Below are 14,780 nucleotides of genomic sequence, written 5' to 3' on the forward strand. Positions count from 1 at the left end.
ACTAGAGATGGTAAACCGGTCGCCTGGGAGGGTAGCGCGCATGATCCGTTCTGAATTGATTCAAAAAATTGCAGACGAAAACCCGCATTTGTATCAACGTGATGTCGAGCGGATCGTGAACACAGTGTTCGAAGAAGTGACCGATGCGATGTCACGCGGCGACCGAGTAGAACTTCGTGGTTTTGGCGCGTTTTCCGTCAAAAAACGGGATGCCCGCGTGGGTCGGAATCCCAGAACCGGCGAGACGGTTCAGGTTGAAGAAAAATGTGTTCCGTTTTTCAAGACGGGCAAGTTGCTAAGGGATCGATTGAACGGTAAAGCCTGACCTCATGATGCGCTATATTCGTTACGCCTTTCTCGCGATCCTTGGGATCATTCTGGTATCGGTCTCGCTGGCCAACCGGCAGATCGTCGAACTCAAGCTGATGCCCGATGCTCTGGCCGAGCTGTTGGGCTTTAATCTCACCACGTCGCTGCCGCTGTTCATCGTGGTGCTGGGCGGGGTGATTGCCGGTCTGGTGATCGGATTCCTGTGGGAATGGCTGCGCGAGCACAAGCACCGCAAGGACGCCACTGTCAAGAAAAGCGAAGTGCGCAAGCTTGAGCGTGAGGTCAACAAGCTCAAGAAAAAGCAGAACGAAGGCAAGGACGAGGTTCTGGCCTTGTTGGACGAAGCCAGCTGAGGCGTTCAAATGCCCGATGTATCTGTCAAGATTTGCGGCCTGACCGCTCCGGAACACGTGCGCGCGGCGGTTGAGGCGGGCGCGCGCTATGTGGGTTTTGTGTTCTTTCCGAAATCGCCGCGTCACCTTGCCCGGGACGATGCAGCACAGCTTGCACATTTGGTGCCTGCTGGCGTTGCAAAAGTGGCGTTGACGGTGAATGCAACCGATGACGACCTGGACCGGATCACGTCGACTGTTCCCGTGGATATGTTGCAATTACATGGCAAGGAAAGCCCGGAACGTGTGGCTGGCATTCGGCACCGATACGGATTGCCGGTGATGAAGGCCATCGGCATTGACGAACCCGAAGATTTGGACGCGATTGATGCGTATTCCGACGTTGCAGACCAATTGCTGATCGACGCCAAACCGCCGCGCATGTCCGATCTGCCCGGCGGCAATGGTCTAGCTTTTGATTGGCGTCTGCTTGCGGGCCGGAAATATTGGCGCAAGCCGTGGATGCTGGCCGGCGGCCTGACCCCCGACAATGTGGCCGAGGCGGTTCGGATGACCGGCGCGCAGCAGATCGATGTGTCTTCGGGCGTGGAAAGCGCGCCGGGCGTTAAAGATGCGGCGCTGATCCACGCGTTCCTCGACGCCACAAGGTGATCTGAACGCCGTCCTGATGCGTATCCCGGTTTTTAGGGGCGCTGTATGCTGGCTGCAATTGGCGGAGTTTCACTCAGACGATGGTATCACGCGCCAGAGTTTTTCTGGCGCGCTCATAAAGCCCTGCTTCAGGCCCGCGGAGATGCATTGTGCCTGCACGCCGAGGTGTTTCCCCACGCAGGGCTCTATTTCTCCTATTCCGTCTGGCAGGATATCGAGGCGATGCTGACCTTTACGCAGTCCGGCCCGCACCGCCGGATCGTTCAGGCCGCTCCGCGACTGGCGGATGTCAACGTGTTCTGCCAGTTTTCCTGCATCGCTGTTCCCAGCCGGGGCCAGGCTCTGCAGGTTTGGGAACAGCGACTTCAGGCTGCGGAATGATGCGTTTTGCGATGGTCAATCGCGCCATCACCTCCTATGAACAACGGGTAAGATGACGGAGACTTCCATGGCCAACGATCTTTTCAATTCCTTCATGTCCGGCCCCGACGAACAGGGCCGTTTTGGCATTTTCGGCGGGCGGTTTGTCAGCGAAACGCTGATGCCGCTGATCCTGTCGCTGGAAGAGGAATATGACAAAGCCAAGGACGATCCGACCTTCTGGGCCGAGATGGATGATCTTTGGGCCAACTACGTGGGCCGCCCCTCGCCTCTGTACTACGCCGAACGCCTGACCGAGCATCTGGGCGGGGCGAAGATTTACCTCAAACGGGATGAGTTGAACCATACCGGCGCACACAAGATCAACAACGTGTTGGGCCAGATCATTCTGGCACGTCGCATGGGAAAGACGCGGATCATCGCCGAAACCGGGGCAGGGCAGCACGGCGTGGCCACCGCCACTGTTTGTGCCAAGTTCGGTTTGAAGTGCATCGTCTATATGGGTGCGCATGACGTGCAGCGGCAGGCTCCGAATGTGTTCCGTATGCGTCTGTTGGGGGCCGAAGTGATCCCGGTGACCTCAGGTCGTGGCACGTTGAAAGACGCGATGAATGATGCGCTGCGCGATTGGGTGACGAATGTGCGTGACACGTTCTACTGTATCGGCACTGTGGCCGGTCCGCACCCGTACCCTGCGATGGTGCGGGATTTCCAGTCGATCATCGGCAAGGAAGCCAAGGAACAGATGCAAAAGGCCGAAGGCCGTCTGCCCGACACGATCATCGCCGCCATTGGCGGTGGGTCAAACGCGATGGGCCTGTTCTATCCGTTCCTCGACGACAAGGATGTGAACATCATCGGTGTCGAGGCGGGCGGCAAGGGCGTGAACGAGAAGATGGAGCATTGCGCCTCGCTGACCGGCGGTCGTCCGGGTGTACTGCACGGCAACCGCACCTATCTGCTGCAGGATGATGACGGGCAGATTCTCGAGGGCTATTCGATTTCGGCAGGTCTGGACTATCCCGGCATTGGCCCCGAGCATTCGTGGCTGCATGACATAGGACGCGCCAACTATGTCTCGATCACCGACAAAGAGGCGCTTGAGGCGTTCCAGTTGTGCTGTTCGACCGAAGGCATCATCCCCGCACTTGAGCCCTGCCACGCGTTGGCGCATGTCATGAAGATTGCTCCCGAATTGCCCAAGGATCATCTGATTTGCATGAACATGTGCGGACGCGGCGATAAGGACGTGCAGACGGTTGCGAAATACCTCAATTTCGACATGTCTGATACCGAAGGGCGAGACGCCGGTTAAGCAAAATTGAAAAAATTGTGGGGGGAGGGCGACGTCCTCCTTCCGTCAGCCTCGCGTTTATCAACTTTTGACTGATGCAATTCCACCTCAATGAAGGCATTGTCGTCTTTTTGGAAACTGTTTTTGACAGGCGAGGCGACGTTCTTGAGAAACGGAAATTTCATATAGCGCGTGCGTCATGATCAAATGCCGGGAAAAATCTATATTTCAGGCATGAATAGCCGGCAATCAACGTGCATGTCTCAAGCTGGAACCGCACCGGGATGTTGTGTCGTGGCTTCAGGTTTAACCAAATTTTTGCACCGTTCTATACAAATGCTGCGCTTTAGATTAACCGAATATTAACCGGTCGCGCTCAACGGCCGGAACTTTGGGGAACCCCGAAACAAACGGGATAACGAGCAGCGTTTTGACGGTCAGACCTGACCGCTATGCTCGGATGTTTGCACGTCTTGGTGCACTGGGAGGTAGTGATGGTTTGGTCAGTTGTGCGGACAGTTTTCTTAGTTTTGTGGTTGATGCCGTTGTTTGTCCTTGCGAGCGCCGACAAGGGGTTGGCTTTCGGGCCAGCATCACCTTCTGATCCGATTCCGGTTCAGATACCAACGCCGAATGGCAACTCAATAACGATCAACAACGATCCTATTACATCTACCGCATTTATCTCGATCGGATTCCCATCGGCTACATTTCCTGGTGGCACCGCATATTTTAATGGTGGAATCTTAACTCTCTCTCCAGTCACGCCGGCCGATTTGGCAATTCTTGGCTATCTAGATGCAACCATCTTAAGCCAAAATGGGGCCGATAGTACTTATGCGACAGACGGTTACCTTGGTATCGTGTTCAACGCGAGAGAGGCAGCGGACGGTCCGTTCTTCCGTTACGAAATCGCGCTTACGGGTGTTGCCACGACGCGCCTCATTAATACAAGAACCCCGTTGAGTACCCCCGACGAAGACGCAGAAGCCGAAGCCCGGCGTCTGATCGAGGCCTTCCAGTTCGCCCGTGCTAACAGCCTTGTATCGAACCAACCCGGCCTGACGCCTTTCCTGCAACAATCCCGCTCTGGAACGTTTAACGCTTCGGTGACGCGTGGGACCAGTTTCCTGAATTTCGCCAGCGATCCCAGCCTGCCGGTTTGGTTCAATCTGACCGGCAACCGGAGCTCGCAAGGCGATTTTGACAGCTCTTATGTGCTGGCCACCATAGGGGCGCATCGTCGGATCAATGAAAACCTGCTGCTCGGTGCGATGGTACAGCTGGATTATGCCGAAACAGACGAAGGGGATGCCGAGATCGACGGGACCGGATGGTTCGTCGGGCCCTATGTGGTGGCAAAGCTGCCCAGCCAGCCGATTTTCTTCGAAGGTCGCGCGCTCTATGGGCAAAGTGACAACGACATTTCGCCGCTGGGCACCTTCGAGGACAGTTTCGACAGTGACCGCTGGTTGATTCAATCCCGTGTCACCGGCGAAGTACAGCGCGGAGATCTGACCCTATTGCCGCTTCTTGACGTCAGCTATGTCAGTGACGATCAGGAGGCCTACACGGACGGCCTTGGAAACCGCATTTCGGCACAGGATTTCAGCTTGACAACAGCCAGACTGGGTATGGATTTCAGCTATCCTGTGGCCGTCACGCGTGGAGAGCTGACGCTGAACGGTGGTCTCTCGGGGGTGTGGAGCACGACATCCGGAACCGGCACCGTGCCCGGTGTTTCCCCTATCGGCGATACGACGCGGGGGCGTGTGGACATGGGGCTTGATTACCGGTTCGAAAACAGAAGCCTCTTGTCTGCTGATCTGTTTTACGACGGCTTCGGCGAAAGCGATTTTGAAAGCTATAGCATTGGCTTGACCTGGCAAGCTGAGTTCTGATCCCGGCACGGTTTCGCATGATCGGCGTATGTGCCAATCTGCGAAGATGGCCCGAGCGTCCACATTAGATCAGAAATATGATGCCGCTGCCCCGGGTTGGGCGGACAAGATGCGCTTGCTTGGCTATTTCGATGCCTATCTTGGCTTTCTGTCTGCTGACCCCAAAGCCGCTTTGGGCGACACTGCGCTGGACATCGGCTGCGGCACTGGCGCGTTTGCTGACGCGCGCGCGGCTTTACGCCCCGATGGGCATTTGACCTTGCTGGAACCCTCGGCAGCCATGCTGCAACAGGCGGTGTCTGCTTTGACCCGTCGGGGTGTCAAAGCGGATGCGGTTCAAGCGACGCTGCAGGATTATGACACGCCGGACCGGTATGACTGTTTGCTGGCCGCTCATGTGCTGGAACATTGCGATGACCCGGTCGCCGCATTGCGCCGGATGCGTGCCCTCGCAGTGCCGGGCGCGACCTTGTGGCTGGTGGTCAGCAAACCCCATTGGTGCAATGCGATCATCTGGTTCCAGTGGCGCCACCGTGCCTACCGGCCGACCGTTGTCGCAGAGATGCTGTCGGCGGCAGGTTGGGAGTTGAAGTCCGAACACGCTTTCCCTACCGGGCCGCCGTCGCGAACCTCTCGGGGGTATGTGGCAATCGCCGGGTGATCTACCCCTCTGTCGCATGCTCCCGCAAAACGACAAGGGGAACGATCTCCAGAGCGCGCTGGTGTGTCGCCTCAAGATGAACCTTGGGTGCACATCCTTCCTCATGCGCCTGAAGGAAACGCGACGCACACAAACACCAGCTGTCGCCGGGCTTGAGGCCGGGAAAGTTGAATTCGGGCCGTGCTGTGCTCAGATCGTTGCCGACATATTTCGAATAGGCCAGAAACTCGGCCGTCATGACCGCGCAAACCGTGTGGCTGCCCTGATCCTCGGGGCAGGTGTTGCAGGCCCCGTCACGGAAAAACCCGGTCAGCGGATCGCGCGAGCAATGGGCAAGAACACCGCCCAGAACGTTGATACTGTCCTGTTTCTGCATGGTGCCACCTTACAGGCTTTGGGCGATTTTGCGGAACATTTCTATGTTCTGGTCGCTGACGCCGGGTTCCCGAAACTTGCGGTCGGCGCCGGTGGTGACGATCAGGACCCCTCTGGGCTGGTCGAAATAGATGTACTGGCCATATATGCCACGCGCCAGAAACTCTCCTTCATGAGCGCCAACGGGAATCCACCATTGATAGCCATAACCGATTTCCCCTGGTGCTGTCGGGGCTGACGGTTGAACCGATTCAGCGATCCAGTCAGCAGGCACCAGTTGCTGGCCATCATGTTGGCCGTTCTGCAGGATCATTTGCCCAAACCGTGCCAGATCGCGGGTTGTGAAATTCAGCCCTCCCAACGCAAATGCCACTCCGGCCCCATCCGTCAGGTAATATCCGTCATGCTCTAGCCCTAGCGGTGTGATAACCTTTTCGGCCATCAACTCGGTTACACTGCGGCCGGTTGCACCCCGGATCACCATGGCAATGACATGTGTGTCGATCGAGACATATTGCCAGGTCTCACCGGGTGCGGCGAACGTGTCGCGAAGATCGGCGGCAAAATCGTCCAACGCGCCGCCCAGAGCGATCACCCGGCCCATCCGATTGATGTCGGAATCATAGTCCAGATAATCTTCGTCGAAGGTGACGCCGCTTGCCATATTCAACACGTTGCGGATCGTGGCCGTGTCATAGGCGCTGCCTTTCATTTTGGGCGCATATTTGGTGACCGGATCGTCCAGAGATTCGATTGCACCTTCCGCCACCAGAATGCCGAACAGCGCAGACAGATAGCTTTTGGACACGGACCAAGCGATGCGTTTGTCTTCGGCAGAGGTGCCGAGGTAATACGCCTCGAATTCGATCTGGCCATCCTGCAGCACCAGCAATGACGTCACCGCCCGATCCGCGATCCAGCGATCTATCCCGTCCGGCAGATCAAAGCCCGTCCCATAAGGCAGATCCCACGTTGGCCCATTGCCGCGCGACAAATTTGTCGTCAGAAACGCCTGATCCATATGAGAAAAGTTGTGAACGATCTTGTCTTCGGAAAACAACGCGTTCACCGCCATAAGACGCTGAATTTCTTCGCGTTTCCAGAATCCCACAACCGCTGCCGCCAGCACCAGCATCAACACGATGCGCAGCAACCATTTAAAGAACGCTCTCATCAATAGCCTCCGTTTCACGTATCTTATTGGAGCGTGCCAGGGTCCGGCCTGCAAACGATACGTCACGGCAACGAGGGCGTTTCTATTTGAATTTGTCCAGCAGCTTTTGCATGGCTGAGCGATTGTCCGCCTCTGCGGCAGGGGCCGGTTTCCCGGCAACCACGGCCTTGTCGGGTTTCGATTTAGAAGACCGTGGCGGTGCGGTGCGCAGGGCAACTGCGTTCATGAACTTGCCGCTTTCTCCGTCAGCCAGATAGCCAGCCCCGTCAGACACGCCGCGCAGTACGTCATCCAGCCAATCGGCATCCGCTTTGGCAAAATCACCCAGCACATAGGGCGAGACCATTTCCTTGCGCCCCGGATGCCCGATGCCCAACCGCACCCGATCATAGGCCGGGCTGATATGTTCATGAACCGAGCGGAGCCCGTTATGCCCCGCATGCCCGCCACCTGCTTTAACCCGAACTTTGCCTGGCGCCAGGTCCAGTTCGTCGTGGAAAACCGTCACATCAGTCGAGTCGAGCTTGTAAAACCGCATCGCTTCGCCCACGGACTGGCCCGAGCGGTTCATGAAAGTTTGTGGTTTGATCAGCAGAACTTTTTCAGCACCCAAACGCCCTTCTGCAAGCTCGGCCTGAAACTTGGACTTCCAAGGACCAAACCCGTGATCCTGCGCGATCCGATCCACAGCCATGAACCCGATATTATGCCGGTTCCGGGCATATTTCTGCCCCGGATTTCCCAAGCCGACAAACAGTTTCATGGCAATGTCCCCAACTGCGTTACTTGCCCGGTTGATGGCACAATTTGCCGCCCGGTTTCCAGCCCAACAAGGCAACAAAAAACGGGGTCCCTCAGGGACCCCGTTTCACATTCGGATGCGATCCGAACTTATTCTTCGGCGGCTTCTTCCTGGCCGACGACTTCAACCTCGTCCGCGGCCACTTCGTCGCCTTCTTCATCATCGCTGGTCGACAGGCCGGTCGGTGCCGACACGTTGGCGATCACAAAGTCGCGGTCGATCGTCGGCTTGGTGCCGGCGGGCAGATCAACCGACGAGATGGTGGCGACGTCGTTGATTTCCATGCCGGTCAGATCAACGATGATCTTCTCAGGAATGTCACCCGCAGTGCAGACCAGTTCGACTTCCGGGCGCACAACGGTCAGAACGCCGCCCTTCTTGATGCCGGGCGCTTCTTCTTCGTTGACGAATTCAACGGGGATGAACAACGCGATCTTGGTGGTCCGACGCAGACGCATCAGGTCCAGGTGGGTGGGCAGGTCTTTGACAACGTCACGCTGAACGTCGCGGCAGATGACGCGGACGTCTTCGTGTCCCTCAACCTTCAGGTTCCACAGGGTCGACTTGAAACGGCCTGCTTTCAGACGCTTGAACAGGACGTTGAACGGGATGTTGATCGGCAGCGGCTCTTTGTCGCCACCAAATACAATGCCCGGAACCATGCCGTCGCGGCGTGCCTGACGAGCGGCGCCCTTGCCTGTCCCCGTCCGTTCCAGAGCTACGAGATCAGGAATCTCTCCAGCCATGATAATTCTCCAATGTTAGGGCGGGCATCCTCCAAGGCTGTATACCCGCGTGAAGCCGCGTCCTTAGCTTGATTCACCCAGTTTGGAAAGTGGTTTTTGAACCTTTGGGACCAAAGCGAGGCTCTGCCTCGCGCTCCGGGATATTTATAGCCAGATGAAGAACGGATCCCCTGCTTCATCTGGCTGAAAATATCCCGGGGGAGGCGCCCAAAGGGCGGCGGGGGCAGCGCCCCCATGGCCCGATGGTCAATCTTGCCACCGACCTCCGAAATCCTGAGGCACCAGCAGGTTATGGCGCCCCAGATCATCGACTTTTCGTTCGCCACATAAAGCCATGGTTGTATCGAGCTCTTTTTGGATGACATCCAACGCTGTGGTCACACCCTTTTGCCCCATCGCTCCCAATCCGTAGATGAAGGCCCGACCAATAAATGTACCCTTGGCCCCCAAAGCCAGGGCTTTGAGTACGTCCTGACCTGAGCGGATTCCGCTGTCGAGATGCACTTCGACATCATCACCCACCGCATCCATGATTTCGGGCAGCACCCGGATGGAACTCAGCGCCCCGTCCAGCTGACGCCCCCCGTGGTTCGAGACGACGATGGCATCAGCACCTAATTTGGCCGCCATCTTGGCATCTTCAGCGTCCAGAATCCCCTTGAGGATGACTTTCCCGCCCCATTGTTCCATCAGCTTCTCGACTTTTTTCCAGTCGAGGCTGGGGTCGAATTGTTCTGCGGTCCAGGCCCCCAGTGCTCTGGTGTCGGACACGCTGTCAACATGTCCGACGATATTGCCGAATTCTCGCCTTTTAGCCCCAAGCATTTCGATACCCCAGGCCCATTTGGTCATGAGATTGGCAATTGTCTTTGGGGTCAGTTTGGGCGGGGCAGACAGGCCGTTTTTCAGGTCTTTGTGCCGCTGGCCCAAAATCTGAAGGTCAAGCGTGATCACAAGAGCCGAGCACTTTGCGTCCTTGGCCCGCTGGATCAGGCGTGAGACATAGTCTTCGTCTTTCATCGTATAAAGCTGAAACCAGAACGGGTGTGTTGTCGCTTCGGCCACGTCCTCAATCGAATTGATCGACATGGTCGAGAGCGTGAAAGGGACGCCAAACGCTTCAGCCGCCCGGGCGGCCTTGATCTCACCATCGGCGTGTTGCATCCCGGTCAGGCCGACCGGAGCCAGAGCCACGGGCATCGATACATCTTGTCCGATCATCTGTGACGCTGTGGAGCGTCCGGACATGTCAACGGCCACTCTTTGCCGCAGCCGGATGTCATCGAAATCCGAGGAATTTTCGCGAAATGTCTGCTCGGTCCAGCTGCCGCTTTCGGTGTAGTCGAAAAACATGCGCGGAACGCGGCGTTCATAGATGCGCTTGAGGTCCTCGATATTGGTGATGATGGGCATGTGTTCTGGACCTCCTCGGGATTGGTGAGGTTTGTTTACCAATCATTTGGAAGGCCCGCAACGATCACCGGCGCGATATGACCGCGCAGCCCTACAGAAGGGCGTACCCGTCGGGAAGGTGGCATTTCTGCGATGGGATGTCAGGCCGAGTGGGCTCCGTCTGACAGAGTTTTTACGAATTCCAGCACCTCGGGGACTGGTTTTCCCGCGGCGATCTGGCTGACAATGGCAGACCCGACAACCGCGCCATCCGCGACGCTTGCAATGGCACGGGATTTTTCCGGTGTGTTGATGCCAAAGCCCACGATCACAGGCAGATCGGTGGCGGACTTGATTCGCGCCACCTCTGGTCCGACATCTGTGGCCTGCGCTTCGGCGGCACCGGTAATGCCTGTGATGGACACATAGTAGACAAAGCCCGATGTGTTTTGCAGAACACGCGGCAGGCGCGTGTCGTCTGTGGTTGGCGTGGCAAGGCGGATAAAGTTCAAACCCGCAGCTTGCGCGGGCAGGCACAGTTCTTCGTCTTCTTCGGGGGGCAGGTCGACCACGATCAGCCCGTCAATTCCAGCAGCCTTGGCGTCGGCCAGAAAGGTCTCAACGCCCCGGCTGTAGATTGGATTGTAATACCCCATCAGAACGATTGGCGTCGTGTCATCCGTTTCCCGAAATGCGCGGGCCAGATCGAGCGTGCGCTGCAACGTCATGCCGGCTTCCAGCGCCCGCTGTCCGGCTGCCTGAATCGTCGGGCCGTCCGCCATCGGGTCGGTGAAGGGCAGGCCCAGTTCAATCACATCCACGCCTGCGCCGGGCAAGCCTTTGACGATCTCAAGCGAGGTGTCGTAATCCGGATCTCCGGCCATGATATAGGCAACAAATGCCTTTTTGCCTTCGGCTGTCAGGGCCGCGAATTTGGCGTCGATACGGGTCATCTGTGATCCTTGCATGCAGGTTTGACCCTGATGTGCAAAAACTTGGCCCGGAAATCAATCCCGCACCGACAGATTGCCTCAGAACCCGTAATGATACCGCAGGAACAGCGCATTTACTCCGGGGTTGAAGCTTTCTGTGCTTGCGTTTGACTTGTGTGTGATCGCCAACGAGATACTGTTGCCGCTGTCCAAAGTGTAGCCGACGCCCAGAAGGCTGCGGATTTGGAAATTGCCGCCAAGATCATTGTCATCATTCGAGGCATTGTAATAGCCGGGGAACACGCTGACTTCGGCGAACCAGCGGTCCGCGAAGGTGTAGATACCAAACAGCCCGGCACCGATATGCGTATCACCATCGGTGTCCACCGTCAGTGCCGTACCCCAGCCCGCGCTGAATCGCGTCGCTTGGTGAAATGGGCGATGCTGATATTCCAGCGAAAAGATGGCCTGATCTTCGCCGTTGCTGCTGGAGAAATCTGCGTAGCCCGCGCCAAAAATGACCGACTGGGCCTGAACTGCGGATGCGGCAAAGATCGTAAACACGAGGATTAAAAGAGATTTCATGACGGTGCTTCGACTTGTTTTGTTGTGGTGACCCTGTGACTAATGGTCAATTTTTAGGCATCTCGCAATGGGACTGGGGCATCACAGTGCCGTGATGTTGCCGTGCGGACTCGCCTGTCAGATGACCACAGACCTGCATGCGTTCGGGTTGCGCATTTGCGCGGACCTGCCTAGAAGACGCCGTCGTATCGCTTCAGGAGGTCGCAATGGGCTTTAAAATGGGAATCGTGGGTCTGCCGAATGTCGGCAAGTCGACCCTGTTCAATGCGTTGACCAAGACCGCAGCCGCACAGGCGGCCAACTTCCCGTTTTGCACGATCGAGCCCAATGTGGGTGACGTCGCCGTACCCGATGACCGGCTCGACAAACTTGCGGCGATTGCGTCGTCCAAACAGATCATCCCGACCCGCATGACCTTTGTGGATATCGCGGGTCTGGTGAAAGGGGCGTCGAAAGGCGAGGGGTTGGGCAACCAGTTTCTGGCCAATATTCGTGAAACCGACGCGATTGCCCATGTGCTGCGCTGTTTCGAAGACGGTGACGTGACTCATGTGGACGGTCGCGTTGATCCGGTGGCCGATGCCGACACGATTGAGACCGAGCTTATGCTGGCCGATCTGGAAAGCATCGAAAAGCGCCGCGCCAATCTGGTGCGCAAGCTGAAAGGCAACGACAAAGAAGCGGCGCAGCAGGACCGCCTGCTGGCCGAGGCGCAGGCGATGTTGGAGAGCGGCAAACCAGCGCGTCTGGTCGAGGTTTCGGCCGAAGACGCCAAGGCGTGGAAGATGCTGCAACTGCTGACCACCAAGCCGGTGCTCTATGTCTGCAACGTGTCCGAGGAAGAAGCCGCCGAGGGCAATGAATATTCCGCCAAGGTCGCCGAAATGGCGGCTGCGCAGGGCAACGCCCACGTCATCATCAGCGCCAAGATCGAAGAAGAGATCAGCCTGCTGGAAGTGGACGAGGCGCAAATGTTCCTTGAGGAAATGGGTCTGGAAGAACCCGGCCTCGACCGCCTGATCCGCGCCGGTTACGACCTGCTGCACTTGGAAACCTATTTCACCGTCGGCCCGAAGGAGGCCCGCGCCTGGACCATTCGCACCGGCACCGCCGCGCCGCAGGCCGCTGGCGTGATCCATGGAGATTTCGAAAAGGGTTTCATCCGCGCCGAAACCATCGCCTATGACGACTACATCGCCGCGAATGGTGAACAGGGCGCGAAAGAGGCAGGCAAGATGCGGGCCGAGGGCAAGGGCTACATCGTCAAGGACGGCGATGTGATGCACTTTTTGTTTAATACGTAGTGCGGTGCACCGGGCGTTGCGCCTGTTTCTTGGCTGTTCTTTCGTGCGGATCAACCACGATACAATCCCTTGGCTGACACTTCTGCAAGTGCATTGGATCTCACCTATCCGTCCGAATGAGCATCAACTGCAGCTTGGCATCTTCCCGGCAAAGCCCGCTGAACACCAAACTGAAAAAACGTTCGCGGATTGGGAGGCTGGTCTAGTTTTGGGTAGACCTGTCGTAAAAACCCAGTTTTGGCGGGTTGAGCGGCCAGAACGATACCGTATTCACGCTCTGCGCACCGGGCGACCACGTACCCGGGTTGTTTTTTGTCGGTCAAATCTGTACTTCCCTCCACCGTTAGGTTGTCATTGTACCAAATCTGGGCTGCGTCTTCGACTTCGCCCCACTCGGCCCAATCCTGCCAAACGTCTGCGAATTCAGCTTCTAGGTCGGGGTGTCTTCCCCACAAGATACAACTAAACACATTGTCGAATGGTGGACGAGAAACACTCGCCACAAGCGTTCCCGCGACGGTATCTACGCGAATCCTTTGCTGGCGTTCATTTTGGTCTATTTCGACACCGAGATTGAGCACTGGTTCGTTCGTGTTTTCAACGACGCTGGCCTCGCATGCGGCAAATGCATCGCTCAAAGATACGTCGGCGTACGTACCATTTGGCAGCCAGCTTAAGGTACAAATGCCAATCATAAATACATGCCGGGGCATTGCTAACTCTCCTTAACATAAAAGGTGCTGCCGATCTCATCGTGGCACATCAATTGACGGTTTAGATACCGGGCGCAAGTACTACGGTCGACAAGAAAAAGATGTTCGTTTGGATTATATAGAAGATGTTTAAGGGAATTTCTTGGACTGTTGAGGCGAGAAAAAACAGATATAGTTACTGAACCAATTACGGAATACTCTCAGCGATCAACTTTCCTTTCAGAAAAGAACCTCATTAGTCTAGGTTTTGCCTTTGCTAGACGAGAAACCCCCAAATGATCGAAATCCGCGACCTCCAACTGCTCAGCGCCTTGGCGCGGCATCGCCATTTTGCCAAGGCAGCCGAGGAGTGCGGGATTTCTCAGCCTGCGTTCTCGATGCGCATCCGCAACCTTGAGGATCGGCTTGGCGTCTCCATCGTCCGTCGCGCCAACCGGTTTCAGGGCCTGACCGAAGAGGGCGAGATGATCGTTCAGCGGGCGCGGCGCATTCTGGATGAGACCAAGGCGCTGGAACAGCAGGTGCTGGCTTCGAAGGGGGAGATCACCGGTACGCTGATCCTTGGCGTGATTCCGACTGCGATCGCGTTTACCGGCCGGCTCATCAAGCGGCTGCGCGACGCCCATCCGCGTATCGTCGCGCGGATCGAGACCATGTCGGCCACCGCCATTCAGCACCGGCTGGATGAGGGCAGTCTGGATGCGGGCATCACCTATGGCGACAGCATCGGAACCGATTTGCGCGAAGTTCAGCCGCTTTATGAAGAAACCTATGTTCTGTTGATCCCATCCCATATGACCGGGGAAACCGGTCCGATCCCATGGGCGCAGGTTGCCGAATTTCCCATCAGCCTGCTTGAGCCACAGATGCAGAACCGGCGTATTCTTGACCGTATATTCGCCGAACAGGGTCTGCACCCCCATGTGGTGGCGGAAACCAGCGGCTTCACCGCCTCGATGGTCATGGCGCGCGAGGGGTTGGCAGCCACGGTTGTGCCCCGGGTTCTGGTGCGGGCGCTGGGGGATCTGAGAGGGACAAAGGTGCTGCCTCTGATCGATCCTGTGGTCAGCAAGCCGATCTGTCTGGCCACGCTCAGCCGTGATCCTGAATTGCCAACGGTCGAGGCGCTGCGGGTCGTTGTCGCCTCCTTACGGTGATAAGATGTCGTTATCGTGCGATTGAAATA

Annotated in this window: 17 protein-coding genes; 9 read left to right on the forward strand and 8 right to left on the reverse strand. The window is 57.0% G+C overall.

The features are described from left to right. The first annotated feature begins 40 nt into the window (after positions 1-40). From ihfB to ACRZ9X_RS08015, 7 genes are all read left to right on the forward strand, one after another. On the forward strand, positions 41-325 hold the full coding sequence (ihfB, locus tag ACRZ9X_RS07985) for an integration host factor subunit beta (protein ID WP_008758048.1): 285 nt from the start codon (positions 41-43) through the stop codon (positions 323-325). 7 nt (positions 326-332) lie between these two features. Next, positions 333-683: a lipopolysaccharide assembly protein LapA domain-containing protein gene (locus ACRZ9X_RS07990; protein ID WP_480517987.1), complete on the forward strand. Its 351-nt coding sequence runs from the start codon at positions 333-335 to the stop codon at positions 681-683. 9 nt (positions 684-692) lie between these two features. Then, on the forward strand, positions 693-1,334 hold the full coding sequence (locus tag ACRZ9X_RS07995; protein ID WP_480517566.1) for a phosphoribosylanthranilate isomerase: 642 nt from the start codon (positions 693-695) through the stop codon (positions 1,332-1,334). Positions 1,335-1,379: 45 nt separating this feature from the next. Beyond that, positions 1,380-1,715, forward strand: a complete 336-nt coding sequence (locus ACRZ9X_RS08000) for a hypothetical protein (RefSeq protein ID WP_480517568.1) — start codon at positions 1,380-1,382, stop codon at positions 1,713-1,715. 67 nt (positions 1,716-1,782) lie between these two features. Next, a complete protein-coding gene (gene trpB / locus ACRZ9X_RS08005) occupies positions 1,783-3,030 on the forward strand; it encodes a tryptophan synthase subunit beta (RefSeq protein ID WP_480517570.1) in 1,248 nt (415 codons plus the stop codon). A gap of 473 nt (positions 3,031-3,503) precedes the next feature. Next, positions 3,504-4,910, forward strand: coding sequence for an autotransporter domain-containing protein (locus ACRZ9X_RS08010; RefSeq protein WP_480517572.1), 1,407 nt, complete (start codon positions 3,504-3,506; stop codon positions 4,908-4,910). 109 nt (positions 4,911-5,019) lie between these two features. Next, positions 5,020-5,571 carry a class I SAM-dependent methyltransferase gene (locus ACRZ9X_RS08015; protein WP_480517574.1) on the forward strand — a complete coding sequence of 184 codons (552 nt, stop codon included), beginning with the start codon at positions 5,020-5,022 and terminating at the stop codon, positions 5,569-5,571. A 1-nt stretch (position 5,572) separates the two neighbouring features. On the opposite strand, the gene ACRZ9X_RS08020 is transcribed toward ACRZ9X_RS08015, so the two are convergent. From ACRZ9X_RS08020 to ACRZ9X_RS08050, 7 genes are all read right to left on the reverse strand, one after another. Then, positions 5,573-5,947, reverse strand: a complete 375-nt coding sequence (locus tag ACRZ9X_RS08020; protein WP_480517576.1) for a DUF2237 family protein — start codon at positions 5,945-5,947, stop codon at positions 5,573-5,575. 9 nt (positions 5,948-5,956) lie between these two features. Further along, positions 5,957-7,120 (reverse strand): serine hydrolase domain-containing protein, encoded by a 1,164-nt coding sequence (locus tag ACRZ9X_RS08025; RefSeq protein WP_480517578.1) that lies wholly within the window; start codon positions 7,118-7,120, stop codon positions 5,957-5,959. An 82-nt stretch (positions 7,121-7,202) separates the two neighbouring features. Next, positions 7,203-7,883, reverse strand: coding sequence for an aminoacyl-tRNA hydrolase (gene pth / locus ACRZ9X_RS08030; RefSeq protein ID WP_480517580.1), 681 nt, complete (start codon positions 7,881-7,883; stop codon positions 7,203-7,205). A gap of 128 nt (positions 7,884-8,011) precedes the next feature. Continuing rightward, positions 8,012-8,668 (reverse strand): 50S ribosomal protein L25/general stress protein Ctc, encoded by a 657-nt coding sequence (locus ACRZ9X_RS08035; protein ID WP_480517582.1) that lies wholly within the window; start codon positions 8,666-8,668, stop codon positions 8,012-8,014. 246 nt (positions 8,669-8,914) lie between these two features. After that, the gene (locus ACRZ9X_RS08040) at positions 8,915-10,081 is read right to left on the reverse strand and encodes an alpha-hydroxy acid oxidase (protein ID WP_480517584.1); all 1,167 of its coding nucleotides are present in this window, start codon (positions 10,079-10,081) and stop codon (positions 8,915-8,917) included. Positions 10,082-10,221: 140 nt separating this feature from the next. After that, a complete protein-coding gene (trpA, locus tag ACRZ9X_RS08045; RefSeq protein WP_480517586.1) occupies positions 10,222-11,013 on the reverse strand; it encodes a tryptophan synthase subunit alpha in 792 nt (263 codons plus the stop codon). 78 nt (positions 11,014-11,091) lie between these two features. Further along, positions 11,092-11,577: an acyloxyacyl hydrolase gene (locus tag ACRZ9X_RS08050; RefSeq protein ID WP_480517588.1), complete on the reverse strand. Its 486-nt coding sequence runs from the start codon at positions 11,575-11,577 to the stop codon at positions 11,092-11,094. Between the two features lie 206 nt (positions 11,578-11,783). Here ACRZ9X_RS08050 and ychF point away from each other — a divergent pair, with 206 nt between their 5' ends. Continuing rightward, positions 11,784-12,881 carry a redox-regulated ATPase YchF gene (gene ychF, locus ACRZ9X_RS08055; RefSeq protein WP_480517589.1) on the forward strand — a complete coding sequence of 366 codons (1,098 nt, stop codon included), beginning with the start codon at positions 11,784-11,786 and terminating at the stop codon, positions 12,879-12,881. A gap of 104 nt (positions 12,882-12,985) precedes the next feature. On the opposite strand, the gene ACRZ9X_RS08060 is transcribed toward ychF, so the two are convergent. After that, positions 12,986-13,594, reverse strand: a complete 609-nt coding sequence (locus ACRZ9X_RS08060) for a hypothetical protein (RefSeq protein WP_480517591.1) — start codon at positions 13,592-13,594, stop codon at positions 12,986-12,988. Between the two features lie 275 nt (positions 13,595-13,869). On the opposite strand from ACRZ9X_RS08060, the gene ACRZ9X_RS08065 reads away from it, so the two are divergent. Next, on the forward strand, positions 13,870-14,751 hold the full coding sequence (locus ACRZ9X_RS08065; protein WP_480517593.1) for a LysR family transcriptional regulator: 882 nt from the start codon (positions 13,870-13,872) through the stop codon (positions 14,749-14,751). Positions 14,752-14,780 lie beyond the last annotated feature (29 nt).

It is taken from the genome of Ruegeria sp. AL1 (genome assembly GCF_056540905.1).